This window comes from Massilia sp. P2_C2 (assembly GCF_056404615.1).
Map to the genome: position 1 here is coordinate 12,835 of NZ_JBFUDR010000014.1, position 22,469 is coordinate 35,303.

Genomic DNA, 22,469 nt, shown 5'->3' on the forward strand with positions numbered 1-22,469 from the left:
CATGACAACGATGAGAACGCGCTGTCACGACTAGCTGTTGTGCAAAATGTTGTCAAAATTAAATAGCCGCCGGGAAAATGAGTGGATAAAATTCGGACAGTTGACTCTTATTTAAGGAAACGCTGATGGCTCGTCGGATGATTGTTATTCTTCTTGCTGCGTTCAGTTTGCTGGCCGGCCCGGCATGGGCGGTTGAGCGCGGTGCGCTGTTCAAGGTTAGCGGCCACGGCCATACGATGTACCTGTTCGRCACCATCCACGTGGGGCTGCCCGAATTTTTCCCGCTTGACGAGAGCGTCACCCGGGCCCTGGCCGCTTCGACCACACTGGCCCTGGAAATCGATCCGACCGTGCAAACTGCGGAGGTGGCCGCGGCGGTGCAGCGCGCCGCGCAGACCACGCCCGCGATTGTCGCCGCCATGCCGCCTGCGCTCGGACCGCGCCTGACGCGCCATCTGGAGGCGCTGGGCGCGCCGGCGACCCTGCCCACCAAGGTCAAGCCGTGGATGCTGGTCATGACGCTGACGATCATCGAATACAGCAAGCTCGGTTATCGTCCCGACCTGGGCGTCGACGCGCACCTGGCCAAACTGGCACACAGCCGGAACATCAAGGTCATCGGCCTGGAGACGGTCGAGAGCCAACTAAACGTGTTCGACCGCCTGCCCGTTGCCGACCAGTGGACGATACTGGATGAAACCCTCGCATCGCTGGATTCGGGCGAATCGCAACAGGACGTGCGGTCCGTTACCGACGGCTGGGCCAAGGCCGATCATGCCACGCTCGATGCTCTGGCGCTCAAGTATGAAAAGGACCAGCGGCTGTCGTCGCAGATCCTGCAGCGGCGCTTCCTGACCGAACGCAACGGGCCGATGGCCGACAAACTCGACGGTTTGCTGAAGCGTGAAAAGAATACGATGGCGGCGGTTGGACTCATGCATTTGATCGGCAAGGACAGCTTGCCGACGTTGTTGCGCGCAAAGGGACTGAAGGTCGAGCAGGTGTATTGAAGGGATCATGTCGACCGTTGAGCGGGGAGCCTTGCTGTGCATCAAAGGTGATGCAGTGCTCCCGGTTTGCGACACCCGCGGCCGATACCGATGACTGCTTTTGGCCGTTCTCGGCCGTTCAGCTCAGCATAGCAGGCTGGAACATCACAGACGGTCACGAACGGCCGTAGTCGAGCTGCCACGACCGGCCGGAACCGACCGAGAGCGCTTATTGAAGGCGGATGGCGTAGTCGAAAACCCAGGTGCGGCGGATTTCGATGACGTCATACTGGCGCGCCAGCGAGGGCGAGAACGCCCCATAGGGCGCCTGGCTGGCAATGACCTTGCGTATGGCATCGTCGAGAGCCGGAACGCCGCTCGACACTTCAAACGTCACCTTCTCCACGGAACCGTCAGCGCGCACCGCAACCGTCACCATGGGTTGTGTGTGCGGCTGCTTGACCAGCTCACGCACCATGTCGATCGTCATGTTCAGCTCGATTTTCCGGCTCATCGCGTCTGCGTACAACACCAGATCCCCGTCCGGGTCGGCACGGCCGAACATCCATCGCCGACGCAGGCTGCTCGCTATCGGCAACGGCGAGTTGGCCTGACGGTTCACCGCGTTTTCGCGCTGCGACCGTTCGAGGTCGAGTTGCTTGCCGATCTGACGTAGCCGGTCTTCGCGCGCCGATTCCTGTGCCGCGCGCTCAGCCAGTGCCTGTTCTTTTTTCGCGAGTTCCTGCCGTGCTGTCTCCTGTCTTGCCATATCCTGGCGCGCCGTTTCCTGTCTTGCGGCATTCTGCCTAGCCGCCTCTTGCCGTGCTGCCTCTTGCCGGACCGCTTCCTGCCGTGCTTCTTCCCGCTTTGCAGCTTCCCGTCCGGCCAGCTCCTGCTTCGCGGCTTCCTGACGTGCCGCTTCAACACGGGCTGCCTGCTGCCGCGCTTGTTCCTGCTTTGCGGCTTCCAGGCGGGCCGTTTCGACATCGGCGGCCTGCTGTCGCGCGGTCTCCTGCTTCACCGCTTCTTCCTTCGCCAGCTCTTGTTTTGCCGCTTCTTGCCTAACCAACTCTTGTCTTGCCTCTTCCTGCTTTGCTTCCAACTTCGCAAGCTCTTGCTTGGCTACCTCGGTCCTTGTCGCTTCCTGCTGTGCCTCCTGCTCAGCCAATGCCGCATCGCGCCGCAGCGCTTCCTGCCGCCGTGCTTCACGTTGAGTCCTGGCGAGAATCTCCACTTGCCGCGCCCGCTCTACGTCGGCAGGTGCCTGCTCTACGACCTGTGCTGATGGCTCCAGCTGCTCGACCGGCTTCATCACAAGTTCTTCCGCTTTCCTGAACTCTCTGGGTTCGGAAGTCAGGTCTTTTGGACGGACCACGTTGGCGATTACCTTGTGCGCCGCGACGGGCGCCGGCGCCAACGCTTTTGGAGCCGGCGGAAGGTGCGCCGAGGGAGTCGCTACTTCGCTGACGGGCTCGCGCACTGGGGCGGGAGGGGCCGGCACTGGCGGTAATGGCGGCGCCAGTCGGACATGTAGCCCGTCTGCGCGAAGTCGTCGCGCTTCCCAAAAAAAGGTGAAACCCGGCATCCCCAACGATTGCCCGCCGAGCGAAATGCTCAACAACAACGCATGCGCCAGCAAAGACAACAACAATGCTGTGGTTGATCGCCAATATGCGCGCTGTGCTGTCGAAGCGGTTATCAAATGTAAACCTTGTGCAGGTCCAGTGAATGCAGTCCCCGATATTACATACTCGATAATTCAAGCGATAGGATAGCGGCCGGTCGAGCCAGCATAGCATGCGGCCGGACAGACAAACTCTCGGACTGTCACGGCAGGCTGCTAGCGGTAGAGTCGAGATGTGGCGCGGTAGTATCCGCGACCCCGTTTCCACATCCCGCTCATCGAACCGGACGTGCAGATCTCCCGCATCCGGCTCTCGGACAAGACACTACGCCTTCGCCCACGCCTGGCTGCGCCCTCGCGCGCTCAGGCGTACGAGACCGAAGTTCCCGTAAAGGTGCGAGAGGGGATATGTCCCGCCCTTGCGTCGCCTGACCTTATGCTTGTTGCGCAACCACCGGCGCAACCGCGTCGCGGTGTAGCTGTCGAGCGCGCGATACGCACGGCTGACGGTTCCCACACTGAAGTAATTCGCCCAGCCCCGTAACACACGATTCAACTTACCCACCAGTTCCGTGGTCTCTTGCCATACCCTTGAGAAGTCGGTCAGGTCATGGACCTCCTCGTCGGTCAGCCCCTTGCGAATGAGCTTTCCGATGAAACCACTGGGTCGTGCGTCGCGCAAGCGTTCAGCCATGGCCTCAACCTGTTGAATACTTTCCGGGGTGTAGTCAAGAGATACGCCGATGTTACGGCTGGCGAAATCGACAGCGTCCTCAGCATACGCGGTCATCATGTCGTTGATCATCGTTTCCGTCACCGTTGGCGCCTACATCTTGCAGAGTTTAAAAAGTTACAGACTGTCTCGAGAGGCAGAAACCGGCCTTGTACACGCCCGCCTCAAGACATCCCGGTCCCGCGCTCCGGACGCGGTCCTTCAAACCCGACGACGCCATGCGAGCACCGACGGTACTGGCCAAGGCGACCAGGTACATGCCTGTAGAATGGTCCAATGCGAACTGATTTCAAGATCCGCACCGCCACGACAGCTGACATACCCGAGCTTCAAAAGCTGATCGAACGTTCCGGTATCGGATTATCCGTCGGCTTTTACACGCGTGAACAGGCGCACGCGGTCACGCACGAGGTGTTCGGCGTCGACACCCAGCTCATTCGGGACGGTACCTACTTCGCCATCGAAGACAAGACGCGCATCGTCGCCTGCGGTGGCTGGAGCAAGCGTTCGACGCCCTACGGCGGCGACAAGCACAAGGTCGCACCGGATCGCCTTCTCGACCCGGCCACCGAGCCCGCCAGGATCCGCGCCTTTTTTGTCGATCCGGGAATGGAGCGCCTGGGTCTTGGCTCGATGCTCATGCAGCACTGCACCGGGCATGCACTCGCGGCAGGTTTCACTTCACTCGAACTGACAGCGACCATGCCGGGCGTGCCGCTGTACACGGCACATGGCTTCGTGCCCGTGCACGACCTGAGCCTGTCGCTCGGGGGTGGGCAAGTGGCTGTGCCCCTGGTGCTGATGCGCAAGGCGATCGGATAACAAGCAAGCCATCCACGCCCGTTCTTACCGGTCCCGACGATAGCGATCCGAGATTGCATTCGCCGTGCTAAACCCGCCCGCGCGCCCGATCCGTCAACACGAGCCCGATCCCACCCAGAATCGCGACGACAGCAACGAACAGCCGCACCGTGAACGCCTCATCCAGCCACAGCGCGCCCGCGACCGCCGCAATCACAGGCACCGACAGCTGCACGCTGGCCGCCTGCAGTGAGGACAACCCGCGCAGCGCCGCATACCAGATCACGTAGCCGAGCCCCGACGTCAACGCGCCCGAAGCGATGGCGAGCAGGATCCCGGCAAGGTCCGCATGCGCGCGCGCGACGAACACAAGCCCCAGCACCAGCGCCAGCGGCATGGCCCGCAAAAAATTGGACGCGGTCGCCGCGAACGGATCCGGCACGCCGCGTCCGCGCAGCGAATACGCGCCCCAGGCGACGCCCGCGACGGCCATCAGCGCGGCACCTGCCGCCGGCGGCGCCGCGACACCCGGCAGCACGAGCACGACGAAGCCCGCCACCGCGAGCGCGAGACCCGCCCAGCCGCGTGGCGCAAACCGTTCGCCGCGCACGAGGCCCACGGCGAACATCGTCAGCTGGACGGCGCCGAACAGGATCAGCGCGCCGGTGCCCGCCGGCAGCGTGAGGTAGGCAAAGGAGAATGCGCCCACGTAGACGAACAGCATGGCGGCCGCGCGCCAATCCGAAGGCGCCGTCGGGCGCGACCGCAGACGCATGGCAATCGCCAGCACGAGTGTGCCCGCCGTCACGCGGATGGCGCCAAACGTCGCGGGATCGATGTGCGCGTCACGCAGCGCGGCCCGGCACAGCAGCGAATTCGCCGCGAAGGCCGCCATCGCCAGTAGAGTCAGGGCGATCGTGGCCGGTGCCGCGCGCGCCATGCCGGCCCCGGTCAGATGTCGAGGTGGGAGATCAGCAGGCGGCGGCGCTCGCTGTCGCCGTTGCCCGCGGCTTCGCCGGACGGGCCGAGCGAGATGCCGACCGCCATGATGTCGATGAGGAGCAGTTGCAGGATGCGCGAGATCATCGACAGGAACGTCGTGCTGTCCTCGCTGTGGTCCACGGCGAGGCAGACGTTGGCCTTGCGCGCCAGCGCCGACTTGCTGCTCGTGATGGCGATGACGTCGGCCCCGGCGGCGCGCGCCACGTCGACGGCGTCCAGCAGTTCCGGCAGCTGGCCCGTCGTCGAGATGGCGACGACGACATCGCCCGGCCCCAGCAGCTCGGCCGCCAGCGCGAACAGGTGCGAGTCGCCATACGACGACGTCGGGATGCGGAAGCGGAAGAATTTATGCTGGCCGTCCAGCGCCACGACGCGCGAACTGCCCATCGCGTAGAACTCGACGCGCTTGGCCTTGCGCAGGATGTCGATGGCGCGGTCGATCGAGTTCACGTCGAGCTGGTCGCGGAATTTCAGGATCGCGGACACGGTGTTGTCGATGACTTTCGCCGACAGGTCATGGGTGCTGTCCGTCATGCGCACCTGGCTGTGGCGCACGGGGATGGTGCCTGTCAGGCTGCCGGCGAACTTCAGCTTGAAATCGGCCAGGCCGGAAAAACCCATCGAGCGGCAGAAGCGGATCACGGTCGGCTGGCTCACGTCCGCCAGCTTCGCGATCTCGGCGATCGGCTCGGACAACACCTTGCGCGGATGCTCGATTACGAAATGCGCCACGCGCTGCTCGGCCGGCGACAGTTCGGCCTGCAGGTGCTGCACGCGCTCCATCAAGGTATTGGCGCCGCTGCGGTTGCGCAGGTGTTCCGACAGGATGCTCGACACGCCATACAGCGCCGGCGTCGGCGTCATGATCACATAGGTCGGGATCTGCGCCAGGTAGCTGGAGAAGCGGCCCTTGGCCTCGAAGCGCGTGCGGAACGGCGACGTCTTGAACCACTCGGCGATGCGCGGCACGATGCCGCCGCCGATGAAGATGCCGCCGAATGCGCCGAGCGTGACGGCGAGGTTCGCTGCCGCGCCGCCCAGCATGCCGGCGAAGCATTCCAGCACTTCCAGGCACAACGGATCCTTTTGCTCCAAGGCCGCGGTGGCGATGGCGGCGGCGTCACGGGCAGGCGCGTCGACGCCGTTGCGCAGCGCCAGCGCGCGGTAGATGATCTCCATGCCGGGGCCGGAGATCAGGCGTTCGTTCGACACGTGCTGCCATTCGCGCCAGGCGTATTGCAGGATCGCGAATTCGCGCTCGTCGGCCGGGGCGAAGTTGACGTGACCGCCTTCGCTGCCGAGGGTGACGAAGCCGTCCAGCGTGGGGATCACGCCCGATACGCCCAGGCCCGTGCCCGGACCGAGCACGCCGGCCACGGCATTCGCCACCGGCTTGCCGCCGCCGATTTGCAACAGGTCGTCCGGCTTGAAGCCCGGCAGCGCCATCGCCAGCGCCGTGAAGTCGTTCACGATCAGCAGTGTGGTCAGGCCGAGCGTGCGCCGCACCTCTTCCGTCGAGAACTGCCAGTCGCGGTTGGTCATGCGGATGTAGTCGCCGCTGATCGGGTTCGCCAGCGCGAATGCCGCATGGCTGATGCGCTCGCCCTTGCTATGGGCCAGGGTCTGCGCCAGGTAGACGGTCAGCAGCGGGACGATGCCCGGGTAGTCGTCGCACAGCAGCACGGCCACGTTGCGCAGCACGCCCGGCGCGATCTCCAGCGCAAAGCGCGCATGGGTCGCGCCGATGTCGGCCAGCAGGCGCGGACCGTCGGCATAGGCCGCGCGGGTTGGCTTCTGTGCGGTGTCGGATGCAGGCTTCATGGTGGCACTTCTCGGGAAGGGTTCCTCTAATTGCGCGTAGGATACCATTGATTGAAATGCACCAAAAAGCGATTATCGGCCGAGTCGGTCGGTTACAACGGTAGGGTGGGCACCACGTGCCCACGCGTGACGTATGCGGATTGCGAACGTCCGCGTGGGCGGAGGCCGCCCCCCCTACCAGAATAGACGCTTATTGCGCGCGCGCCTCGGCATCGATCTTCGATTGCGCGCTGGTATCACGCATGAACCAGCAGACGATGAGCGTGCAGGCGATGACGGCCGTCGTGTACCAGTAGAAGCCGCTTTCCATGTGGACCGACTTGAACCACAGCGCCAGGTACTCGGCCGTGCCGCCGAACACGGATACGGCGAACGCATACGGCACGCCGACGCCGGTGGCGCGGATCGAGGCCGGGAACAGCTCGGCCTTGACGAGGGCGTTGATCGACGTGTAGCCGGACACGATGATCCATGCGCAGGCGATCAGGCCGAACGCTTCCCACGGGCCGCTGGCGTTGCGGATGCCGGTGAGCAGCGGCACGGTGAACAGGGTGCCCAGCAGCGCGAAGCCGACCAGCAGCGGACGACGGCCGACGCGGTCCGACAGTGCGCCGTACAGCGGCTGCAGGCACATGGCGAACAGCAGCGACGCGGCCGAGACGGCGGTGGTCTGCGCATCCGTCAGGCCGACGGACAGGCGCAGGAATTTCTGCATATAGGTCGTGTAGACGTAGAAGGCCAGGGTGCCGCCCATCGTCAGGCCGATCACGAGCAGCACCTCGCGCGGATGCTGCATCAACTGCTTCAGGCCGCCCATCGGTTTGGCGCGTTTGCCCGCTTCCTTGCGCGCGGCCTCGAACGAAGCGGTCTCCGGGAGGTTGTGGCGCATGCGCAGGGCCAGCAGTGCGAGGCAGGCGCCGGCGAAGAACGGGATGCGCCAGCCCCAGGCGCGCAACTGTCCGGCGTCGAGCAGGAAGTTCTGCAACACGAGCAGCAGCAGCAACGCCAGCAGCTGGCCGCCGATCAGCGTGACGTACTGAAAGCTGCTGTAGAAACCGCGGTGTTTCGAGTCCGCCATCTCGGACAGGTAGGTCGCGCTGGCGCCGTATTCGCCGCCCAGGCTGAGGCCTTGCAGCAGGCGCGCCAGCAGCAGGATGCACGGCGACAGGATGCCGGCCGACGCATAGGTGGGCGCGCAGGCGATCAGCAGGGAGCCGAAGCACATCAGCAGCACGGACGTCATCAGGGCCGTCTTGCGGCCGAGCCGGTCGCCGATCTGGCCGAACAGGATGCCGCCGATCGGGCGCACGAAGAAACCCAGCGCGAAGATGCCCGCCGTGGACATCATCTGCGCCGTCGGGTCCTGGGCGGGGAAGAACGAACTCGCGAAGTACAGCGCGAACGCGGAATAACAGTAGAAATCGAACCACTCGACGAGGTTGCCGGCCGAGCCGACGAGGATGGCGGAGAGGCGCTTGCCGGAGATGCGTTCGCTGGCGTTGGCGTCGCCGCGCACGCCCTGCGCGGTCTTGCTGATGGTTGTGCTCATGGATGTCTCCTTTGATCGACGGGAGATTCTTGAAACCCTCCCGTTCCTGGATGTCCACTATCGCAATCGACGGGCCGGCGCACATCCGCAACATCGGCGTGCCCTTCTCCGTAAAATTACGGAGGCGGTTCCCAKCGCGGCGCGCACCTGCTATCGTTGGTGTCATGCCCTCCCTGTCCACTCTTCGTCACTGGCGCCGCATCCTCGTGGCTGCCGGTGCGCTGGCCGTCGTCGCGGCATCGGGCAACTGGGCCGAGCGGCACGAGCTGCAGACGAAGACGGAGGGCCTGCGCCAGGCTGCCGCCGCACACGCGCTGGGCCTGCGCGGCCTCGTCGAAAAGCACGACTACCTGCCGCATGCGGCGTCGCGCCACCCGGACGTGCGCGACCTGCTGCGCGCGCCGCGCGACGCCACGCTGCGCGCGCGCGTCAACGACTACTTCGCCGATCTGCAGGCGACGACCGGCGCCGCCGCGCTGTTCCTCGTGGACCGCACGGGCCTGACGCTCGCGGCCAGCAACTGGGATACGCCCTCCTCGTTCGTCGGCCAGTCGTACCGCCAGCGTCCCTACTTCGAGGATGCGGTGCAGGGCCGGCGCGGCATCTTCTATGGCCTCGGCCTCACGACGGGCCAGTCCGGCCTGTTCATCGCGGAACCCGTGCGCGCGGATGGGACCATCCTCGGCGTCATCGTCGTCAAGATCAGCCTGGAGCCGCTGCAGGCCGCGTGGATGCGCGGCGCCGACCCTGTCGTGCTGCGCGACAGCCGCGGCATCGTGTTCCTCTCCGCCGTGCCGGACTGGCTGTTCCACGCGATCCGGCCCGTGTCCGCCGCCGACCTGCGCTGGGTCGCCGACCATCGCCAGTACGGCAACCGCACGCGCTTTCCCGTGCTGCCGTGGACGGTCGAGACCCGCGCCGGCACCTCCGCCCTGGGGCTACATACGACCGTGCTGCACACGTCCACCCAAAGCCGCCCGATGGACCTGCTCGCACTCGACACGCAGCTGCCGGAACTCGGGTGGACGCTGACCGTGACGACGGACATGAAGGAAGTCGTGCAGGCGCGCCAGCTGGCGCTGATCCTCGCCACCCTCGCCGTGGCGCTGCTGCTGCTGGGCGTGCAGTACTGGCGCCTGCGCGAAAAGCGCTTCATCGAGCAGCGGACCGCGCGCATCGAGCTGGAACGCCGCGTCGAAGAACGCACGCGCGACCTGGAAGAAGCGCACGCGTTCCGCAAGGCGATGGAAGACTCCCTGCTCGTGGGCATGCGCGCGCGCGACCCGGAAGGCAGGATCATCTACGTCAACCCGGCCCTGTGCGCGATGGTGGGCTACAGCGCGGAAGAACTGCTGGGCCGCCTGCCGCCCTACCCGTACTGGCATCCGGACGACCTGGAAAAACAGGCGCGGGAAAGCGACGACGCCCTGCAGGGCCGCGCCGCGCCGCACGGTTTCGAATCGCGCATCCGCCACAAGGATGGCCACGACGTGATCACGATGGTGTACACCGCGCCGCTCGTCGACGCGCAGGGCGTGCACCGGGGCTGGATGAGCTCCGTCGTCGACATCACCGCGCAGAAGCAGGCCGAGGCCCGCCAGCGCGACCAGGAAGTGCGGCTGCAGCGCAGCGCGCGCCTCGCCAGTGTCGGCGAAATGGCGTCGACGCTGGCGCACGAACTCAACCAGCCGTTGATGGCGTTGTCGAATTTCGCCGTCGCGGCGCGCGCGCTCGCCGCGCAGGGCCAGCCGGACATGCTGGCCGGCGCGCTCGACGAGATCGTCGAGCAGAGCAAGCGTGCCAGCGAGATCGTCAAGCGCGTGCGCGCCTTCATCAATCCGCAGCGGGCCCAGTACGAGGTCCTCGCCGTCGATGGCGTCATCACGCACGCGGCGGCCCTGCTGACGCCGGAACTGCGGCGCGACGGCGTCAATCTGCGCCTCGACCTGGACGACGGTGACGCGCGCGTGCGCGGCGACCGCGTGCTGCTCGAACAGGTGCTCGTCAACCTGATTCACAACGCAATGCATGCCATGCACGACCGGCCACGCGGGCACATCGACCTCGTCACGCGCAAGGTCGAGCAAGGCGTGCGCATCTTCGTCGCCGATGAAGGACCGGGCATCCCGCCGGAACAGCTGGAACAGGTGTTCGCGCCCTTCTTCACGACGCGGCCGGATGGTCTGGGCCTCGGACTGAACATCTGCCGCACGATCGTCGAGGCCCATGGCGGTTTCATGACCGTCGAGAATCATGCCGGCGGCGGCGCCGCCTTTTCCTTCACGCTTCCCACGGTGCCATGAAAGACATCCCATTGACCCTGTACGTCGTCGACGACGACGAAGCCCTGCGCCGGTCACTGCTCCTGCTGCTGTTTTCGCAGGGCCTGGCGGTGCAGGCGTTCGAATCCGGCGAGGCCTTCCTCGACGCCGTCGACATGGGCCAGCCGGGCTGCGTGATCCTCGACTTGCGGCTCGGTGGGATGAGCGGGCTGGCCGTGTTCGAGCGCCTGCGCGCCGCCCACAGTCCGCTGGTAACGATGTTCCTGTCCGGCCACGGCGACATTCCGACGGCGCTGGAAGCCGTGCGCCAGGGTGCGTGGGACTGGGTGGAGAAGCCGGACACGGGCCGCCTGCTCGACAAGCTGCCGACCGCCATCGCCGAGGCCCGCGCCCGCGCCCACGCGCTGCGATTGTGGGCGGAGCTGACGCCGCGCGAACGGGAAGTCGCGCGGCTCGTGGGGCTCGGTCAGCCGAACAAGGAGATCGCGCGGCTGCTCGTGCCGCCGTGCGGGCCGCGTTCGGTGGAGACGCATCGCGCGAATATCTTCAGCAAGCTGCAGTGCGCGAACGACAACGAACTCGGGCGGTGGCTGGCCGCCCATCCGTGGCTCGGCTAACGTTACGCGTGGGCTCGGGGAGCCCACCCTACGGCAATCGATACACGTAGGGTGGGCACCCCGTGCCCACGCGGAGGTTTGCGTTGTGTTGGCGTTGTGCTTAATCCTGCGAAATCAACGCGACGGGCGCGCGCATATCGAACTGCACCTTGCCGCCCGAAACGATGGCCGTCCTGCCCGTGTACCCGTCGCGCACCGTCTGGCCGTCCGTGAACACGCCGGCGACGGAGATCGGGACGGCGTGGTCCAGCGGCAGGCCGAGGGCGACGACGACGCGGTCGCTCACGCCGTTCTTGTCGTACGTGCGCTTGAACGTGTAGGGGATAGACGCGATCATCTGGTGCACGCCCGCGCCCACGGCCGGGTGCGCGTGGCGGAAGCGGATCAGCCGCGCCCAGTAGTCGCGCACCTCGGCCACGCCATACAGGCCCACGTTCGCATTGTTCTTCAACTGGTCCCAGTTCATGAAGGAACGCAGGTTGGCGTCGCCCACGGCGCCGTCGATCTTCAGCAAGCGCGCCGTCTCGTCGCCGTAGTAGACCTGGGCCTGGCCCGGCGTCAGCAACAGCTTGTTCGCCTCCTCGAACGGATGCGCGCGCATGGCGTCGAACGCGTGGGCGTCGTCGTGCGAGTCGAGGTAGTTCAGCACGGTGACGCCTTTCAACGGGCCGTTCAGCAGGCCCGAATATTTGGAGAACAACGCCTCGTAACCCTGGCCCGCGTCTTTCGGCAGGCTGAAGTTGATCATGCTGTCGAAGCCGTTGTCGTAATAATCGACCTTCGTGCCATCGTCATACGCGAACTGGCGGCCGTCCGAGATCGGATGGCCGAACGCCTCGGCCACCATGAAGAACGGCAGGTTGCCGATCTTCTCGATGCCCTGCTTGCCGGCCGGCGTGCGCTTCCAGTCCTCGTAGGCCTGGCTCGCCACCTTTTTCAGGTCCTTCCACACGCCGGGTTCCGTGTGCTTGACGGTGTCGCCGCGGAAGCCGTCGAAGCCGTACTTGCGCACCCAGTCGGCGTGCCATTTCATCAGGTAGTAGCGCGGTGCGCGCGGGTAGCCCGTGCGCTTGAAGAAGTCGTCCAGCTCCTTCACTTCGCGGTCGTAGCGCCCTTCCTTCTTCCATTTCGCGACGAGGAAAGGCGGCAGCGCGACGTTCGCGTTGCTGTCGGTGCGGATGTCCGGCAGGTTCTTCACGAGCGCGCAGTCGACCGTGCCCTTGACGTCCTTGAAGTTACAGACCGGCTCCGTCCGCACCCAGTCGGACGGCCACACGGTATCTTCCCGGGTGACCGGCCCCGTGTGGTTCATCACGACGTCGAGCAGCACGCGGATGCCGCGCGCGTGCGCCGCCTCGACCAGGTCGCGCACGTCCTTCGCGGTGCCGAGGTTGGCGTCGACCGCGGTGAAGTCGCGCGCCCAGTAGCCGTGGAAGCCGTAGCTCGCGCCCGTGCCTTCGTCGGTGGACGCGTGGATCTGTTCCACCGGCGGCGAGATCCACAGGGCGTCCACGCCCAGGTCCGTGAAATAGCCCTCCTTGATCTTCGCCGTCACGCCGGCCAGGTCGCCGCCCATGAAGCCGCGCGCGACGGCCGCGTCATCCTTGCGGCCGTAGACGTGGTCGTTCGACGGATCGACGTTGTTGAAGCGGTCGATCACGAGGAAGTAGACGGTCGCGTTATCCCAGGTGAACGGCTTGCCTTTGACCGGCGAGAGGTCCGGCGCGGCCTTGGCGGCGCCGATGGCAAGCATCAGGGAGGCGGCGAGAACGGAGAGTTTCATTCAGGCTCCTGTGGTGGTGGTGGAAAATCAGGTCACGACGCTCGGCTGTTCGCGCCCCAGGCGCGCCTTGAGTCCCGATACCTGTTCCGCGATGGCGATCAGCGGCGCCAGCGCTTCCTGGGTATCGAGGTCGTGGCGGGCCTGATCGGCTTCGTAGCGTTCCAGGTACAGGCGCACGGTCGCGCCCTCGGTGCCGGTGCCGGACAGGCGCAGCACGATGCGCGAACCATCCGTCATGATGATGCGCACGCCCTGGCGGGACGCAACCGAATTGTCGACCGGGTCGGTGTAGGTGAAATCGTCGGCCAGCTGGACGCGGTAGTCTGCGAACGTCCGGCCCGCGAGCGCGGGGAGTTCCGCGCGCAGCGCATCCATCATCGCGTTGGCGGCGCCGGCGTCCACGGCTTCGTAGTCGTGACGCGAATAGTAATTGCGGCCGAAGCGGGCCCAGTGGTCCTGCACGATCTCGTTCACGGACTTGCCGGTCGCGGCGATCAGGTTCAGCCAGAACAGCACGGCCCACACGCCATCCTTCTCGCGGATGTGCATCGAGCCGGTGCCGTAGCTCTCTTCGCCGCACAGGGTGGCGAGGCCCGCGTCGAGCAGGTTGCCGAAGTACTTCCAGCCGGTCGGGGTCTCGAAGCAGGAGACGCCCAGCGCGGCGGCGACGCGGTCGGCAGCCTGCGACGTCGGCATCGAACGCGCGATGCCCTTGATGCCGTCGCGGTAGCCCGGGGCCACGGTCGCGTTGGCGGCGATGATCGCGAGGCTGTCCGACGGCGACACCGGGAGCCTGCGGCCGACGATCATGTTGCGGTCGCCGTCGCCGTCCGACGCGGCGCCGAAATCGGGCGCGTCCGGGCCGTCCATCAGCGCGATCAGTTCGGCCGCATTGACGGGGTTCGGATCCGGGTGGTGGCCGCCGAAATCTTCCAGCGGCTCGGCGTTGATGACGGTGCCGGCGGGCGCACCCAGCATGCCTTCGATGATGGCCTTCGCATACGGACCGGAGACGGCGTACATGCCGTCGAAGCGCATCGTGAAGCCGCTCTGGAACATGGCGCGGATGGCGTCGAAGTCGAACAGGCCGGCCATCAGCTCGGCGTAGTCGGCGACGGAATCGATCACCTCCACTTCCATGCCTTCGATGCGGATGCTGCCCAGCTTATCCAGGTCGACCGGGGCGGCGTCGCTGATGCGGTACGAGCCCAGGGTCGTCGTGTGTTCGTAGATCGCGTCGGTGATTTTTTCCGGCGCCGGGCCGCCGTTGTCGATGTTGTACTTGATGCCGAAGTCGCCATCCGGGCCGCCGGGGTTATGGCTGGCGGAGAGGACGATGCCGCCGAGCGCGGCGCGCTTGCGGATCACGCAGCTGACGGCCGGCGTCGACAGGATGCCGCCGCGGCCCACGAGCACGCGGCCCACGCCGTGGGCGGCGGCCATGCGCAGGATCGTCTGGATGGCGTTGCGGTTGAAATAGCGACCGTCGCCGCCGAGCACCAGGGTGCGGCCCTGCACATCACCCAGCGCGCCCAGCGTCAGGAAGATGGCCTCGACGAAGTTTTCCAGGTAGCCGGGCTGCTGGAACTCCGTCACCTTCTTGCGCAGCCCGGACGTGCCGGGGCGTTGCCCGGCGAACGGGGTTGTCGCAATCGTCTGAATCGTCATATCGTGCTCCTGTCGGGGGTCTGTTATCAAACCCGTAAGGATACGACACTCGCACCGGGTATGGCGCCGCTTAATTCAACTTACCGGGCGGCCGCGCCGTTGCGGTCGGTGACGAACAGCGCGAGCACGGCCGCGATGACCATCGAGACGCCGCCCAGCACCAGCGTAAACACCGCGTGAACGGCTCCATCGAGATGTTGATCGAGGCATCCATCACCCACAGCACGACTACGGCCATCCAGATGGCGGCGGAATTCGACATCAGGAACAGGGCCGTCGCGGCCAGTACGGCGCCGAGGAAGAAGAACGGACGGCGGCGGCCCCAGGTCGGGTGCCAAGTGTTATCGCTAAGGTAACCGATCACCGGTTGCACGAGCAGGCCCGTGACGGGCGCGGCCAGCCACACGAGGGCCAGGTCGTCCATGGAGGTGGCGTGGCGAAGATCCGGCTCGTGTTCACGTTCTGCAGCGCGAAGCCGAACTGGATGCCAAAGAAGCCGAAGCTCATGTTCTACAGCTGCAGAAGGTCAGCCGCGGCTTGAGCGTATGAGTTTGCATTTCCATCTGTGTCCCCTAACGCGCCCGGACGTTTGCCAGGCTGCATCATGTAGCAAAGTAAATTGGATTTTCGGGGCGCCAACGGGGACAACCCCTAGATAAGACAAAAATGTAGTCAAACAACAGTAGGGTGGGCACCCCGTGCCCACGCTTAACGCCAACACGCCGCATACGTCCGCGTGGGCACGTGATTGATGCCCCCGCATCAATCACCCCACCCAACGGTATAAGAAACGTTTTACGATTTGCGGGGCTTCTTGTCGGCGAACTTGCGCTTGGCCGGCTTCTTCTCGGGCGGCTCCTCGCCGTCGCGCGTGATGCCCAGCTGCTGGCCCGCCACCCACACCTTCTTGAGGTGGTCGACCAGGTCCTGCGGCAGGTCGGCCGGCATGTCGAGCGTGCTGAAGTCGTCGTAGATCTCGATGCGGCCGATGTCGCGCGCGGCGATGCCGCCCTCGTTGGCGATCGCGCCCACGATATTGCCCGGCTTGACGCCGTGGAAGTGGCCCACCTCGATGCGGTACGTGGCCATGCCCGGCTCCGGCGGACGCATCACACGCTCCTTCTTGAAGCTCTCGCGGCCCGCGCGCACGGGACGCGCATCACGCTCGTCGCGCCAATCGCCGCGGGGCTCGCGTTGTTCACGGGGCTCCCGTGACTCGCGCTCGCGCTCGCGGAATTCCGGCTTCGGTTCACGGTCCGGCTTTTCCAGCAGCAGCGGTTCTTCGCCACGGTACAGCTTGGCCAGCGCGGCGGCGATGTCGATCGCGGGCACGTTCTGTTCGCGCTCGTAGTCTTCGATGAGGGAACGGAACACGTCCAGGCCGCCGGCGGCCAGCGTCTCGGCGATCTGGTCCTTGAATTTCGCGATGCGCACCTCGTTGACGGCCTTGATGGTCGGCAGCGTCAGGGGCGCCACCGGCTGGCGCGTGGCGCGCTCGATGGCCTTCAGCAGGCCCCGCTCGCGCGGGGTGATGAACAGGATCGCGTCGCCGCTGCGGCCCGCGCGGCCCGTGCGGCCGATGCGGTGCGTGTAGCTTTCCGGGTCGGACGGCACGTCGTAGTTGATCACGTGGCTGATGCGCTCGACGTCCAGGCCGCGCGCGGCCACGTCGGTGGCGACGAGGATGTCGATCTTGCCGTTCTTGAGCTGCTCGATCGTGCGCTCGCGCTGTTGCTGGGCCATGTCGCCGTTGATGGCGGCGGCCGCGAAGCCGCGCGCCTGCAGTTTCGCCGCCAGTTCCTCGGTGCCGAGCTTCGTGCGCGCGAAGACGATCATGCCGTCGAACGGCTCCGCTTCCAGGATGCGGGTCAGTGCATCGAGCTTCTGCAGGCCCGCGACGAGCCAGTAGCGCTGGGTGATGTTGGTGGCCGTCGTCGTCTTGGCCGCGACCGTCACCTCGCTCGGCTCGTTCAGGTAGGTCTTGGCGATGCGCTTGATCTGCTGCGGCATCGTGGCCGAGAACAGCGCCGTCTGGCGCCCTTCAGGCGTCTCCTGCAGGATGCGTTCGACGTCGTCGATGAAGCCCATGCGCAGCATCTCGTCGGCCTCGTCCAGCACGAGGGTCTTCAGGTGCGAGATGTCGAGCGAACCCTTGTCGAGGTGGTCGATGACGCGGCCCGGCGTGCCGACCACGACCTGCACCCCGCGGCGCAGCGCGGACAGTTGCGGGCCGTAGCTCTGGCCGCCGTAGATCGGCAGCACGTGGAAATTCTTCAGGTGCGCGGCATAGCTCTGGAAGGCTTCCGCGACCTGGATCGCCAGCTCGCGCGTGGGCGCGAGCACGAGGGCCTGCACGGCCGGATTCTTCACGTCGATGCGCGCCAGCACGGGCAGCGCGAACGCGGCAGTCTTGCCGGTACCCGTCTGCGCCTGCCCCAGCACGTCGCGTCCCTCCATCAGGAGAGGAATGGTGGCCGCCTGGATCGGCGACGGCGTCTCGTAGCCGACCTCCTTCAATGCCTTGAGGATGGGTGCGGGGATATCGAGATCGGCGAACGTCTGGAGCTGTGTGTCTTGCATGGAGAGAATATTTAAAAATCGTAAGCAAACCTCCAGTTTACTCCTTCGGACGCCAGGCTTCACGATTATTTGTCCGCGTGGGCGCACAATGCATCCAAAATGCACGTAGGGTGGGCGGCCTCCGCCCACGCGGACGGTTGCATGACGCAGGCGTCCGCGTGGGCACGTGGTGCCCACCCTACCGAACCGGAATCGGGTTACAGCTTGTAGTTAAAGCCGAACAGCATCTGGCGGCCGTACTTCGTGTAGCCGCGTGGACGGTCCGTCGAACCCGAGTAGGTCTGGAATGCCGTATCCGTCAGGTTGTTCACCTGGAACAACACGGACAGGCCCTTGACCGACGCGAAGTCGTAGCCGAGCTGCAGGTCGACGACGCGGTCCGGCTTCGTGAACGTCAGTTCGGTCGCGCCGCCGATGCCGCCGATCTCGGCCACATAGTCGCTGCGGTAGCGCTGGGCGATACGGGCCGAGAAGCCGTTGTTCTCGTAGTACGCCGTCACGTTGAAGACGCGCTTCGACAGGCCCGGCAGCGGGATGCTCATGTCGCCGAAGCTCTGGTTCTTGATCGAGATCTCGCTCGTCGTGAACGCCGCGTTGGCCGTGATGCCAAAGCCGGAGAGGACCGGGGTGAACATATCCGGCGGTACCGAAGCGGCCAGTTCCAGGCCTTGCAGCTTGCCGCCACGGTGACGATTGCCGCCGCCGACAGCCAACCGGGCATCACGAACAACGTCTACCGCGACGGCAGGCTGGCCGCATCGGGCCTGCGGTCCGGCGCGTGGACGGACCGCAGCGGCGACACCCCGGCATCCTGTTACGCCGTCGAAGCGCAGACCACATCGTCGGGCAACCGCAGCCACCACAGCGTGCCGCGCTGCGCGGATGCCGGCGTGGCGATCGCCGCGACGGATCCGCGCATGCACGCCAGCGTGGCGCTCGCGCCCGCGAACGCGCGCTTCGCCGAACCGCACCTGGCGAACTGGGGACAGCCTTCCGACCGCTTCACGGTGCGCGACGTGCGCGTGCCGGCGGCCGGCGACTACGCCGTGCAGGTCCGCTACCACAATGGCGCCAACCAGGTGAACCTGGGCATCAGCGGTGGCGTAAAATGGCTGGCGCTCAAGGATGCGTCGGGCCGCATCGTCGCCGAGGGTGTCGTGCAGCTGCCGCATGCGCGCATCGACAAGGCGAACACCCCGACCGTGTATTCGACCCCACTGGCCGCGCGCCTGAAGGCGAACGTGGCGTACCGGATCGAGATGAGCGATTTCTACAACATGAGCTATTTGAGCAGCAACGCCAGCTTCAGCGCCGCGGGCGGCGTCGACGGACCGTCGAACCGCTTCGACATCTACGGCGTGCGGCTGCTGCGTATCAACGGAACGACACCATGAAACGATTCGCAATCGCCGCATCGCTGGCGGCCGGGCTGCTGGCCCAGGCGCACGCGGGCGCGACCACCGTGCGCGTGCACTACGCGGCCGGCARGGAGGGCATCCAGATCCGGGCCGACAAGGGCGCCGCCGGCTGGTCGCAGGGCGTGCCCGCCACGCCCGAGGGCGGCCCGGTGAACGTGTGGACGTTCACGTGGCCGGACGCGCTGGGCGACATCCAGATGAAGCCCGCGCTGGGCGCGGACAAGGTGTCGATCGGCGGCGTGTACCGGCTGCCGGCCGGTGCGACCGTCGACATCTACCCGTTCTTCGGCGCGCCGTTCGGCAAGGTGACGGTCGTGCCGGACTTCGCGTCGCCGCAGCTGAACAACAAGCGCGCGCTGCGCATCTATCTCCCGCCCAGCTACCAGGAAAACGCCGCCAAGCGCTACCCGGTGCTGTACATGCACGACGGCCAGAACCTGTTCGATGCGAAGACGGCCTCGTACGGCGTCGAATGGGGCGTGGACGAGACGGTCAACCGCCTCGTCGCGACCGGCGTGATGGACGAGGTGATCGTCGTCGGCATCGACAACACGCCCGACCGCATCCCCGAATACACGCCCTGCTGCGATCCGAAATACGGCGGCGGCAAGTTGAGCGCCTACGACGCGTTCATCGTGGAGACGGTGAAGCCGTACGTCGACCGCACCTGGCGCACCCTGCCCGGCAAGGCCACGACGGCGATCATGGGCTCGTCGCTGGGCGGCATCGCGTCGGTGCTGATCGCGCAGCGCCACCCGGACATCTTTTCGAAGGCGGGCGGCGTTTCCAGTTCGTTCTGGTGGAACAACGGCGCGCTGCTCGCGAAGGTGGCGGACCACGTGCCCGTCAAGTTCTACCTCGACGCCGGCACCCGCGACGACGGCCTGGACGACACGACGAAGATGCGCGACGCCATGCTGGCCAAAGGCTACCGCGAAACGGACGACCTGATGTTCTACAAGGCCGAGGGCGCGCGCCACAACGAGGCGTCGTGGGGCGCGCGCGTGGACAAGCCGCTTACCTGGTTCTTTCCGTGGGGGGCGACGCGGCAGTGATCCGGGGCGGCATGCTGGCCCGATCGTTCGCCTGCGTGGCTGATCCTTGCTGCCAATGTGTTCATGTGTTTTCCGAGGTCAGTCTGCGCCGCCGACCGGGCCGTAGACATCACCGCCATCGTCCAATTCTTCGTCATCTGGCGCACCAGATCTACCTTGATCGTGACGCCAGTTCGGGTTCATCTGCTTACCACGATTGCCTTGCGCTTTGTCATACGCCTCATTCGTGCCTTTCGACCCGAGGTTCGCATTCAGCGTGTTCGACTTGTTGTTAGCAGCGTCTCGTTCGTCCAAAAGCTCAGTAATGTCCACTGTTTTTATCCTTGCCAGCTACCGGCTGGCTGTCGGGCGCACGCGGCGCTTTTCCTATTTCCTGCCGCTGGAAGGTTGGATTCCACTTGCAAGTAGCTTGCAAGCAGCTTCGATGTCAGAGTCCTTGAGCCACAAGGCAATCTGCTCGCCCTGAACAAACACTTGAATGTGATAGTTCTTCTTCAAGGCTTCATGGCACGCGAGCGTGATCCCGGTATTCATGGGCATACACGTGAAAAGAGTGCCCCAGCAATGCTCGGTGGCTCCTGAAGGATTCGCATAAAGAAATACTGCGGCAACAAGCCCCTGTCGCCTCTGTTCGTGCAGCCAAGTGCCAGCGGCATCTTTGTCATCTGGTTGATAGAGTTGTACAGGCAGTGCCGTCAGCATCGTATTTTTCCCTCCTTTTTGGCTTCAGCCAACACGGCCTTGTTTTCCTTACTCAAGAATGGCCCGTAATCGCGCAAGTGCATCCTCGACCACGAAATCAGGTGCTGCTTCGATTTTCTTAGCTCCGCGGGCGGCCAGGTCCATCGTACGGATCATATTCACCAGCGCGACACCCTGAGTCTCGGTGCCCGATCCGCTTAGCGGCACTGCGAAGCCCGCATAACGGGCGAAATCGCCGCCTTGGGTAATTGGGGCCACCAACGCCACCCCCATGAGATTAAACGCGGCCGGCGAGAGTACAAGAGCGGGACGAAAGTCGCCTTGCTGTTCCCGCCCAACAGTTGGGTTGAGATTCACGCGAACGATATCCCCACGGTTGAACGTGGTACGCCTCACCATACTTCTTGGCCTACTGGTTTGCTACCTTCCCACCCCGCCGCGTCTGCAGGAGGCGCCGCCTTCAGATCACATTGCGCCATCAGGTCGGCGAGCGAGTAGGCTTTGCGAGCCGGCCGCAATACCAGCCCYTCCGGTTGCATGTCAGCGCTCAGTTTGTCGCCAAGCGCAACGCCTAGTTGACTCAGCAAAGTAGACGGCAGTCGGACAGCGGCACTATTGCCCCATTTTTGAATCGAGAGTTCCATAGCTACACCTCCAATGTAGATACATTGTATTACCCGAAGGTTGTTCAGACAAGCGAATTCTACAATGTAGATACGACTTCCAGCACCGTTCGGAACATCTCCTCAGCCGCGGCGCATCGTGCGCAGGCGCCGCACCACCCTCGTGTTCGACAACAGCCCTACCCGACATCCAGGCTGTACAAATTACTGCCCGCATCGTCCGGCAGCAGGTGAACGAATCGCTCGAACCGCATGCCCATCTTGCGCAGCAGCCCGTTCGAGGCGATGTTATTGGGCGACGTGATGGCCAGCACGCGCTTGATGCCCAGCACGGGCGCGAGGCGCAGCACGGCCATGCCGGCCTCGTAGGCATATCCGTTGCCGCAGTAGCGCTGCAGGTAGGCATAGCCGATGTCGACGCCGTCCAGCGTCTCGCGCTTGATGAGGCCGCACATGCCGACCGGCACGCCCAGGTCCTTCAGTTCGACGACATAGAGCGAGTGGCCGCGCATCTCCTGCATGGCGATCGGCCCTTCGATCAGCGCCCGGATGGCATCGTCGCGGGTGCGGATGCCGCGGTCGCCGATGTGTTCGAGAAAGCCGGGATCGTTGACGAGCGCCAGGTAGAAATCGGCATCGCCGGGGACGACCGTGCGCAGGCGCAGGCGCGGCGTCGCGAGGATGTCCACGACCTTCAGTCTTCGTCCGGCAGGGGCCAGCGCGCCGGATCCTCGAGCAGCTTGTACATCACATAGGCGTCGACGTAGCCGAGCCGGCGGTGGCGATAGGCCTTGGGCAGCGTGCCGACGATGGAAAAGCCGAGCCGCTTCCACAAATGGATCGCGGGATTGTTGGTACTGACGACGAAGTTGAACTGCATGGCCAGGTAGCCCTGGCGCCGCGCCTCGCCGATGCTGTGCTCGCCGAGCAGGTGGCCAACGCCCACGCCCTGCGCGTTCGGACTCACCATGTACGATGCATTCGCCACATGCGCGCCGCGTCCCACATGATTGGGCTGCAGCTTGTACATCCCGAGGATGCGCTCCTCGCAGCGCACGGCGACATAGGTCGACGCTGCCGGCGCGAACCAGTAGTCGTAGGTTTCCTCGCGACTGATGCCGGCATCCTGGGCATAGGTCTCGCCCTCGGCCGCATGGGCCTGGAAGATGGTCCACATAGCATTGAAATCAGTCTCAGTAGCTGGGCGAATCTGGATGTCTTT

The 22,469-nt window shown here is 65.2% G+C and carries 22 protein-coding genes; 6 read left to right on the forward strand and 16 right to left on the reverse strand.

The genetic code is table 11. From position 1 onward, the window contains the following. Positions 1-125 precede the first annotated feature (125 nt). Entirely contained in the window at positions 126-1,010 is an 885-nt protein-coding gene (locus tag AC1DYX_RS03185) for a TraB/GumN family protein (protein ID WP_477256184.1), read from the forward strand. A gap of 208 nt (positions 1,011-1,218) precedes the next feature. Here the strand turns inward: AC1DYX_RS03185 and AC1DYX_RS03190 are convergent, their stop codons facing one another. Together AC1DYX_RS03190 and AC1DYX_RS03195 are read right to left on the reverse strand one after the other, a co-directional pair. Beyond that, on the reverse strand, positions 1,219-2,406 hold the full coding sequence (locus tag AC1DYX_RS03190; RefSeq protein WP_477256186.1) for a TonB C-terminal domain-containing protein: 1,188 nt from the start codon (positions 2,404-2,406) through the stop codon (positions 1,219-1,221). Positions 2,407-2,938: 532 nt separating this feature from the next. Continuing rightward, on the reverse strand, positions 2,939-3,418 hold the full coding sequence (locus AC1DYX_RS03195; RefSeq protein WP_477256188.1) for a group II intron maturase-specific domain-containing protein: 480 nt from the start codon (positions 3,416-3,418) through the stop codon (positions 2,939-2,941). Between the two features lie 204 nt (positions 3,419-3,622). On the opposite strand from AC1DYX_RS03195, the gene AC1DYX_RS03200 reads away from it, so the two are divergent. After that, the gene (locus AC1DYX_RS03200) at positions 3,623-4,168 is read left to right on the forward strand and encodes a GNAT family N-acetyltransferase (protein WP_477256190.1); all 546 of its coding nucleotides are present in this window, start codon (positions 3,623-3,625) and stop codon (positions 4,166-4,168) included. A gap of 67 nt (positions 4,169-4,235) precedes the next feature. Here the strand turns inward: AC1DYX_RS03200 and AC1DYX_RS03205 are convergent, their stop codons facing one another. The 3 genes from AC1DYX_RS03205 to AC1DYX_RS03215 all read right to left on the reverse strand — a co-directional run bounded on the left by AC1DYX_RS03205 (position 4,236) and on the right by AC1DYX_RS03215 (position 8,519). After that, entirely contained in the window at positions 4,236-5,087 is an 852-nt protein-coding gene (locus AC1DYX_RS03205; RefSeq protein ID WP_477256192.1) for a DMT family transporter, read from the reverse strand. Positions 5,088-5,098: 11 nt separating this feature from the next. Next, positions 5,099-6,970, reverse strand: coding sequence for a glucokinase (locus tag AC1DYX_RS03210; protein WP_477256194.1), 1,872 nt, complete (start codon positions 6,968-6,970; stop codon positions 5,099-5,101). A 190-nt stretch (positions 6,971-7,160) separates the two neighbouring features. After that, complete coding sequence (locus AC1DYX_RS03215) at positions 7,161-8,519, reverse strand: MFS transporter (protein WP_477256196.1); 1,359 nt, start codon at positions 8,517-8,519, stop codon at positions 7,161-7,163. 164 nt (positions 8,520-8,683) lie between these two features. Here AC1DYX_RS03215 and AC1DYX_RS03220 point away from each other — a divergent pair, with 164 nt between their 5' ends. Both AC1DYX_RS03220 and AC1DYX_RS03225 read left to right on the forward strand, forming a co-directional pair. Beyond that, positions 8,684-10,822: a sensor histidine kinase gene (locus AC1DYX_RS03220; RefSeq protein WP_477256198.1), complete on the forward strand. Its 2,139-nt coding sequence runs from the start codon at positions 8,684-8,686 to the stop codon at positions 10,820-10,822. Beyond that, complete coding sequence (locus tag AC1DYX_RS03225) at positions 10,819-11,418, forward strand: response regulator transcription factor (RefSeq protein WP_477256200.1); 600 nt, start codon at positions 10,819-10,821, stop codon at positions 11,416-11,418. Before AC1DYX_RS03220 ends, AC1DYX_RS03225 begins: the two co-directional genes overlap by 4 nt. Positions 11,419-11,518: 100 nt before the next feature. Here the strand turns inward: AC1DYX_RS03225 and AC1DYX_RS03230 are convergent, their stop codons facing one another. The 5 genes from AC1DYX_RS03230 to AC1DYX_RS03250 form a co-directional block, all read right to left on the reverse strand. Further along, complete coding sequence (locus tag AC1DYX_RS03230) at positions 11,519-13,201, reverse strand: alpha-amylase family glycosyl hydrolase (RefSeq protein ID WP_477256202.1); 1,683 nt, start codon at positions 13,199-13,201, stop codon at positions 11,519-11,521. 27 nt (positions 13,202-13,228) lie between these two features. Beyond that, complete coding sequence (locus tag AC1DYX_RS03235; protein WP_477256204.1) at positions 13,229-14,869, reverse strand: alpha-D-glucose phosphate-specific phosphoglucomutase; 1,641 nt, start codon at positions 14,867-14,869, stop codon at positions 13,229-13,231. A gap of 70 nt (positions 14,870-14,939) precedes the next feature. Continuing rightward, the gene (locus tag AC1DYX_RS03240; protein WP_477256206.1) at positions 14,940-15,293 is read right to left on the reverse strand and encodes an MFS transporter; all 354 of its coding nucleotides are present in this window, start codon (positions 15,291-15,293) and stop codon (positions 14,940-14,942) included. 371 nt (positions 15,294-15,664) lie between these two features. Further along, the gene (locus tag AC1DYX_RS03245; protein WP_477256208.1) at positions 15,665-17,449 is read right to left on the reverse strand and encodes a DEAD/DEAH box helicase; all 1,785 of its coding nucleotides are present in this window, start codon (positions 17,447-17,449) and stop codon (positions 15,665-15,667) included. 197 nt (positions 17,450-17,646) lie between these two features. Next, positions 17,647-18,084 carry a hypothetical protein gene (locus AC1DYX_RS03250; RefSeq protein WP_477256210.1) on the reverse strand — a complete coding sequence of 146 codons (438 nt, stop codon included), beginning with the start codon at positions 18,082-18,084 and terminating at the stop codon, positions 17,647-17,649. Between the two features lie 33 nt (positions 18,085-18,117). On the opposite strand from AC1DYX_RS03250, the gene AC1DYX_RS03255 reads away from it, so the two are divergent. Continuing rightward, on the forward strand, positions 18,118-18,843 hold the full coding sequence (locus AC1DYX_RS03255; protein ID WP_477256212.1) for a hypothetical protein: 726 nt from the start codon (positions 18,118-18,120) through the stop codon (positions 18,841-18,843). Further along, positions 18,840-19,922, forward strand: coding sequence for an alpha/beta hydrolase (locus AC1DYX_RS03260; protein ID WP_477256214.1), 1,083 nt, complete (start codon positions 18,840-18,842; stop codon positions 19,920-19,922). The genes AC1DYX_RS03255 and AC1DYX_RS03260 overlap by 4 nt, the downstream gene beginning before the upstream one ends. A 78-nt stretch (positions 19,923-20,000) precedes the next feature. Here the strand turns inward: AC1DYX_RS03260 and AC1DYX_RS03265 are convergent, their stop codons facing one another. The 6 genes from AC1DYX_RS03265 to AC1DYX_RS03290 all read right to left on the reverse strand — a co-directional run bounded on the left by AC1DYX_RS03265 (position 20,001) and on the right by AC1DYX_RS03290 (position 22,424). Further along, positions 20,001-20,234, reverse strand: a complete 234-nt coding sequence (locus tag AC1DYX_RS03265) for a hypothetical protein (RefSeq protein ID WP_477256216.1) — start codon at positions 20,232-20,234, stop codon at positions 20,001-20,003. A 54-nt stretch (positions 20,235-20,288) separates the two neighbouring features. Further along, entirely contained in the window at positions 20,289-20,624 is a 336-nt protein-coding gene (locus AC1DYX_RS03270; protein WP_477256218.1) for a hypothetical protein, read from the reverse strand. Positions 20,625-20,672: 48 nt separating this feature from the next. Continuing rightward, positions 20,673-21,023 carry a type II toxin-antitoxin system ChpB family toxin gene (locus tag AC1DYX_RS03275; protein ID WP_477256220.1) on the reverse strand — a complete coding sequence of 117 codons (351 nt, stop codon included), beginning with the start codon at positions 21,021-21,023 and terminating at the stop codon, positions 20,673-20,675. After that, positions 21,017-21,268 carry an AbrB/MazE/SpoVT family DNA-binding domain-containing protein gene (locus AC1DYX_RS03280; protein ID WP_477256222.1) on the reverse strand — a complete coding sequence of 84 codons (252 nt, stop codon included), beginning with the start codon at positions 21,266-21,268 and terminating at the stop codon, positions 21,017-21,019. The genes AC1DYX_RS03275 and AC1DYX_RS03280 overlap by 7 nt, the downstream gene beginning before the upstream one ends. 158 nt (positions 21,269-21,426) lie before the next feature. Continuing rightward, positions 21,427-21,936: a GNAT family N-acetyltransferase gene (locus AC1DYX_RS03285; RefSeq protein WP_477256224.1), complete on the reverse strand. Its 510-nt coding sequence runs from the start codon at positions 21,934-21,936 to the stop codon at positions 21,427-21,429. Positions 21,937-21,941: 5 nt separating this feature from the next. Continuing rightward, positions 21,942-22,424 carry an N-acetyltransferase family protein gene (locus AC1DYX_RS03290; protein ID WP_477256226.1) on the reverse strand — a complete coding sequence of 161 codons (483 nt, stop codon included), beginning with the start codon at positions 22,422-22,424 and terminating at the stop codon, positions 21,942-21,944. Positions 22,425-22,469 lie beyond the last annotated feature (45 nt).

What these genes read in the sequence shown, in the direction of transcription:
- AC1DYX_RS03210 (WP_477256194.1), bottom strand. Translation starts at nt 6,970, where the DNA reads ATGAAGCCTGCATCCGACACCGCACAGAAGCCAACCCGCGCGGCCTAT.
- AC1DYX_RS03275 (WP_477256220.1), bottom strand. Translation starts at nt 21,023, where the DNA reads ATGGTGAGGCGTACCACGTTCAACCGTGGGGATATCGTTCGCGTGAAT.
- AC1DYX_RS03270 (WP_477256218.1), bottom strand. Translation starts at nt 20,624, where the DNA reads ATGCTGACGGCACTGCCTGTACAACTCTATCAACCAGATGACAAAGAT.
- AC1DYX_RS03225 (WP_477256200.1), top strand. Translation starts at nt 10,819, where the DNA reads ATGAAAGACATCCCATTGACCCTGTACGTCGTCGACGACGACGAAGCC.
- AC1DYX_RS03240 (WP_477256206.1), bottom strand. Translation starts at nt 15,293, where the DNA reads ATGGACGACCTGGCCCTCGTGTGGCTGGCCGCGCCCGTCACGGGCCTG.
- AC1DYX_RS03220 (WP_477256198.1), top strand. Translation starts at nt 8,684, where the DNA reads ATGCCCTCCCTGTCCACTCTTCGTCACTGGCGCCGCATCCTCGTGGCT.
- AC1DYX_RS03200 (WP_477256190.1), top strand. Translation starts at nt 3,623, where the DNA reads ATGCGAACTGATTTCAAGATCCGCACCGCCACGACAGCTGACATACCC.
- AC1DYX_RS03195 (WP_477256188.1), bottom strand. Translation starts at nt 3,418, where the DNA reads ATGATCAACGACATGATGACCGCGTATGCTGAGGACGCTGTCGATTTC.
- AC1DYX_RS03235 (WP_477256204.1), bottom strand. Translation starts at nt 14,869, where the DNA reads ATGACGATTCAGACGATTGCGACAACCCCGTTCGCCGGGCAACGCCCC.
- AC1DYX_RS03290 (WP_477256226.1), bottom strand. Translation starts at nt 22,424, where the DNA reads ATGTGGACCATCTTCCAGGCCCATGCGGCCGAGGGCGAGACCTATGCC.
- AC1DYX_RS03230 (WP_477256202.1), bottom strand. Translation starts at nt 13,201, where the DNA reads ATGAAACTCTCCGTTCTCGCCGCCTCCCTGATGCTTGCCATCGGCGCC.
- AC1DYX_RS03245 (WP_477256208.1), bottom strand. Translation starts at nt 17,449, where the DNA reads ATGCAAGACACACAGCTCCAGACGTTCGCCGATCTCGATATCCCCGCA.
- AC1DYX_RS03215 (WP_477256196.1), bottom strand. Translation starts at nt 8,519, where the DNA reads ATGAGCACAACCATCAGCAAGACCGCGCAGGGCGTGCGCGGCGACGCC.
- AC1DYX_RS03205 (WP_477256192.1), bottom strand. Translation starts at nt 5,087, where the DNA reads ATGGCGCGCGCGGCACCGGCCACGATCGCCCTGACTCTACTGGCGATG.
- AC1DYX_RS03250 (WP_477256210.1), bottom strand. Translation starts at nt 18,084, where the DNA reads ATGTTCACCCCGGTCCTCTCCGGCTTTGGCATCACGGCCAACGCGGCG.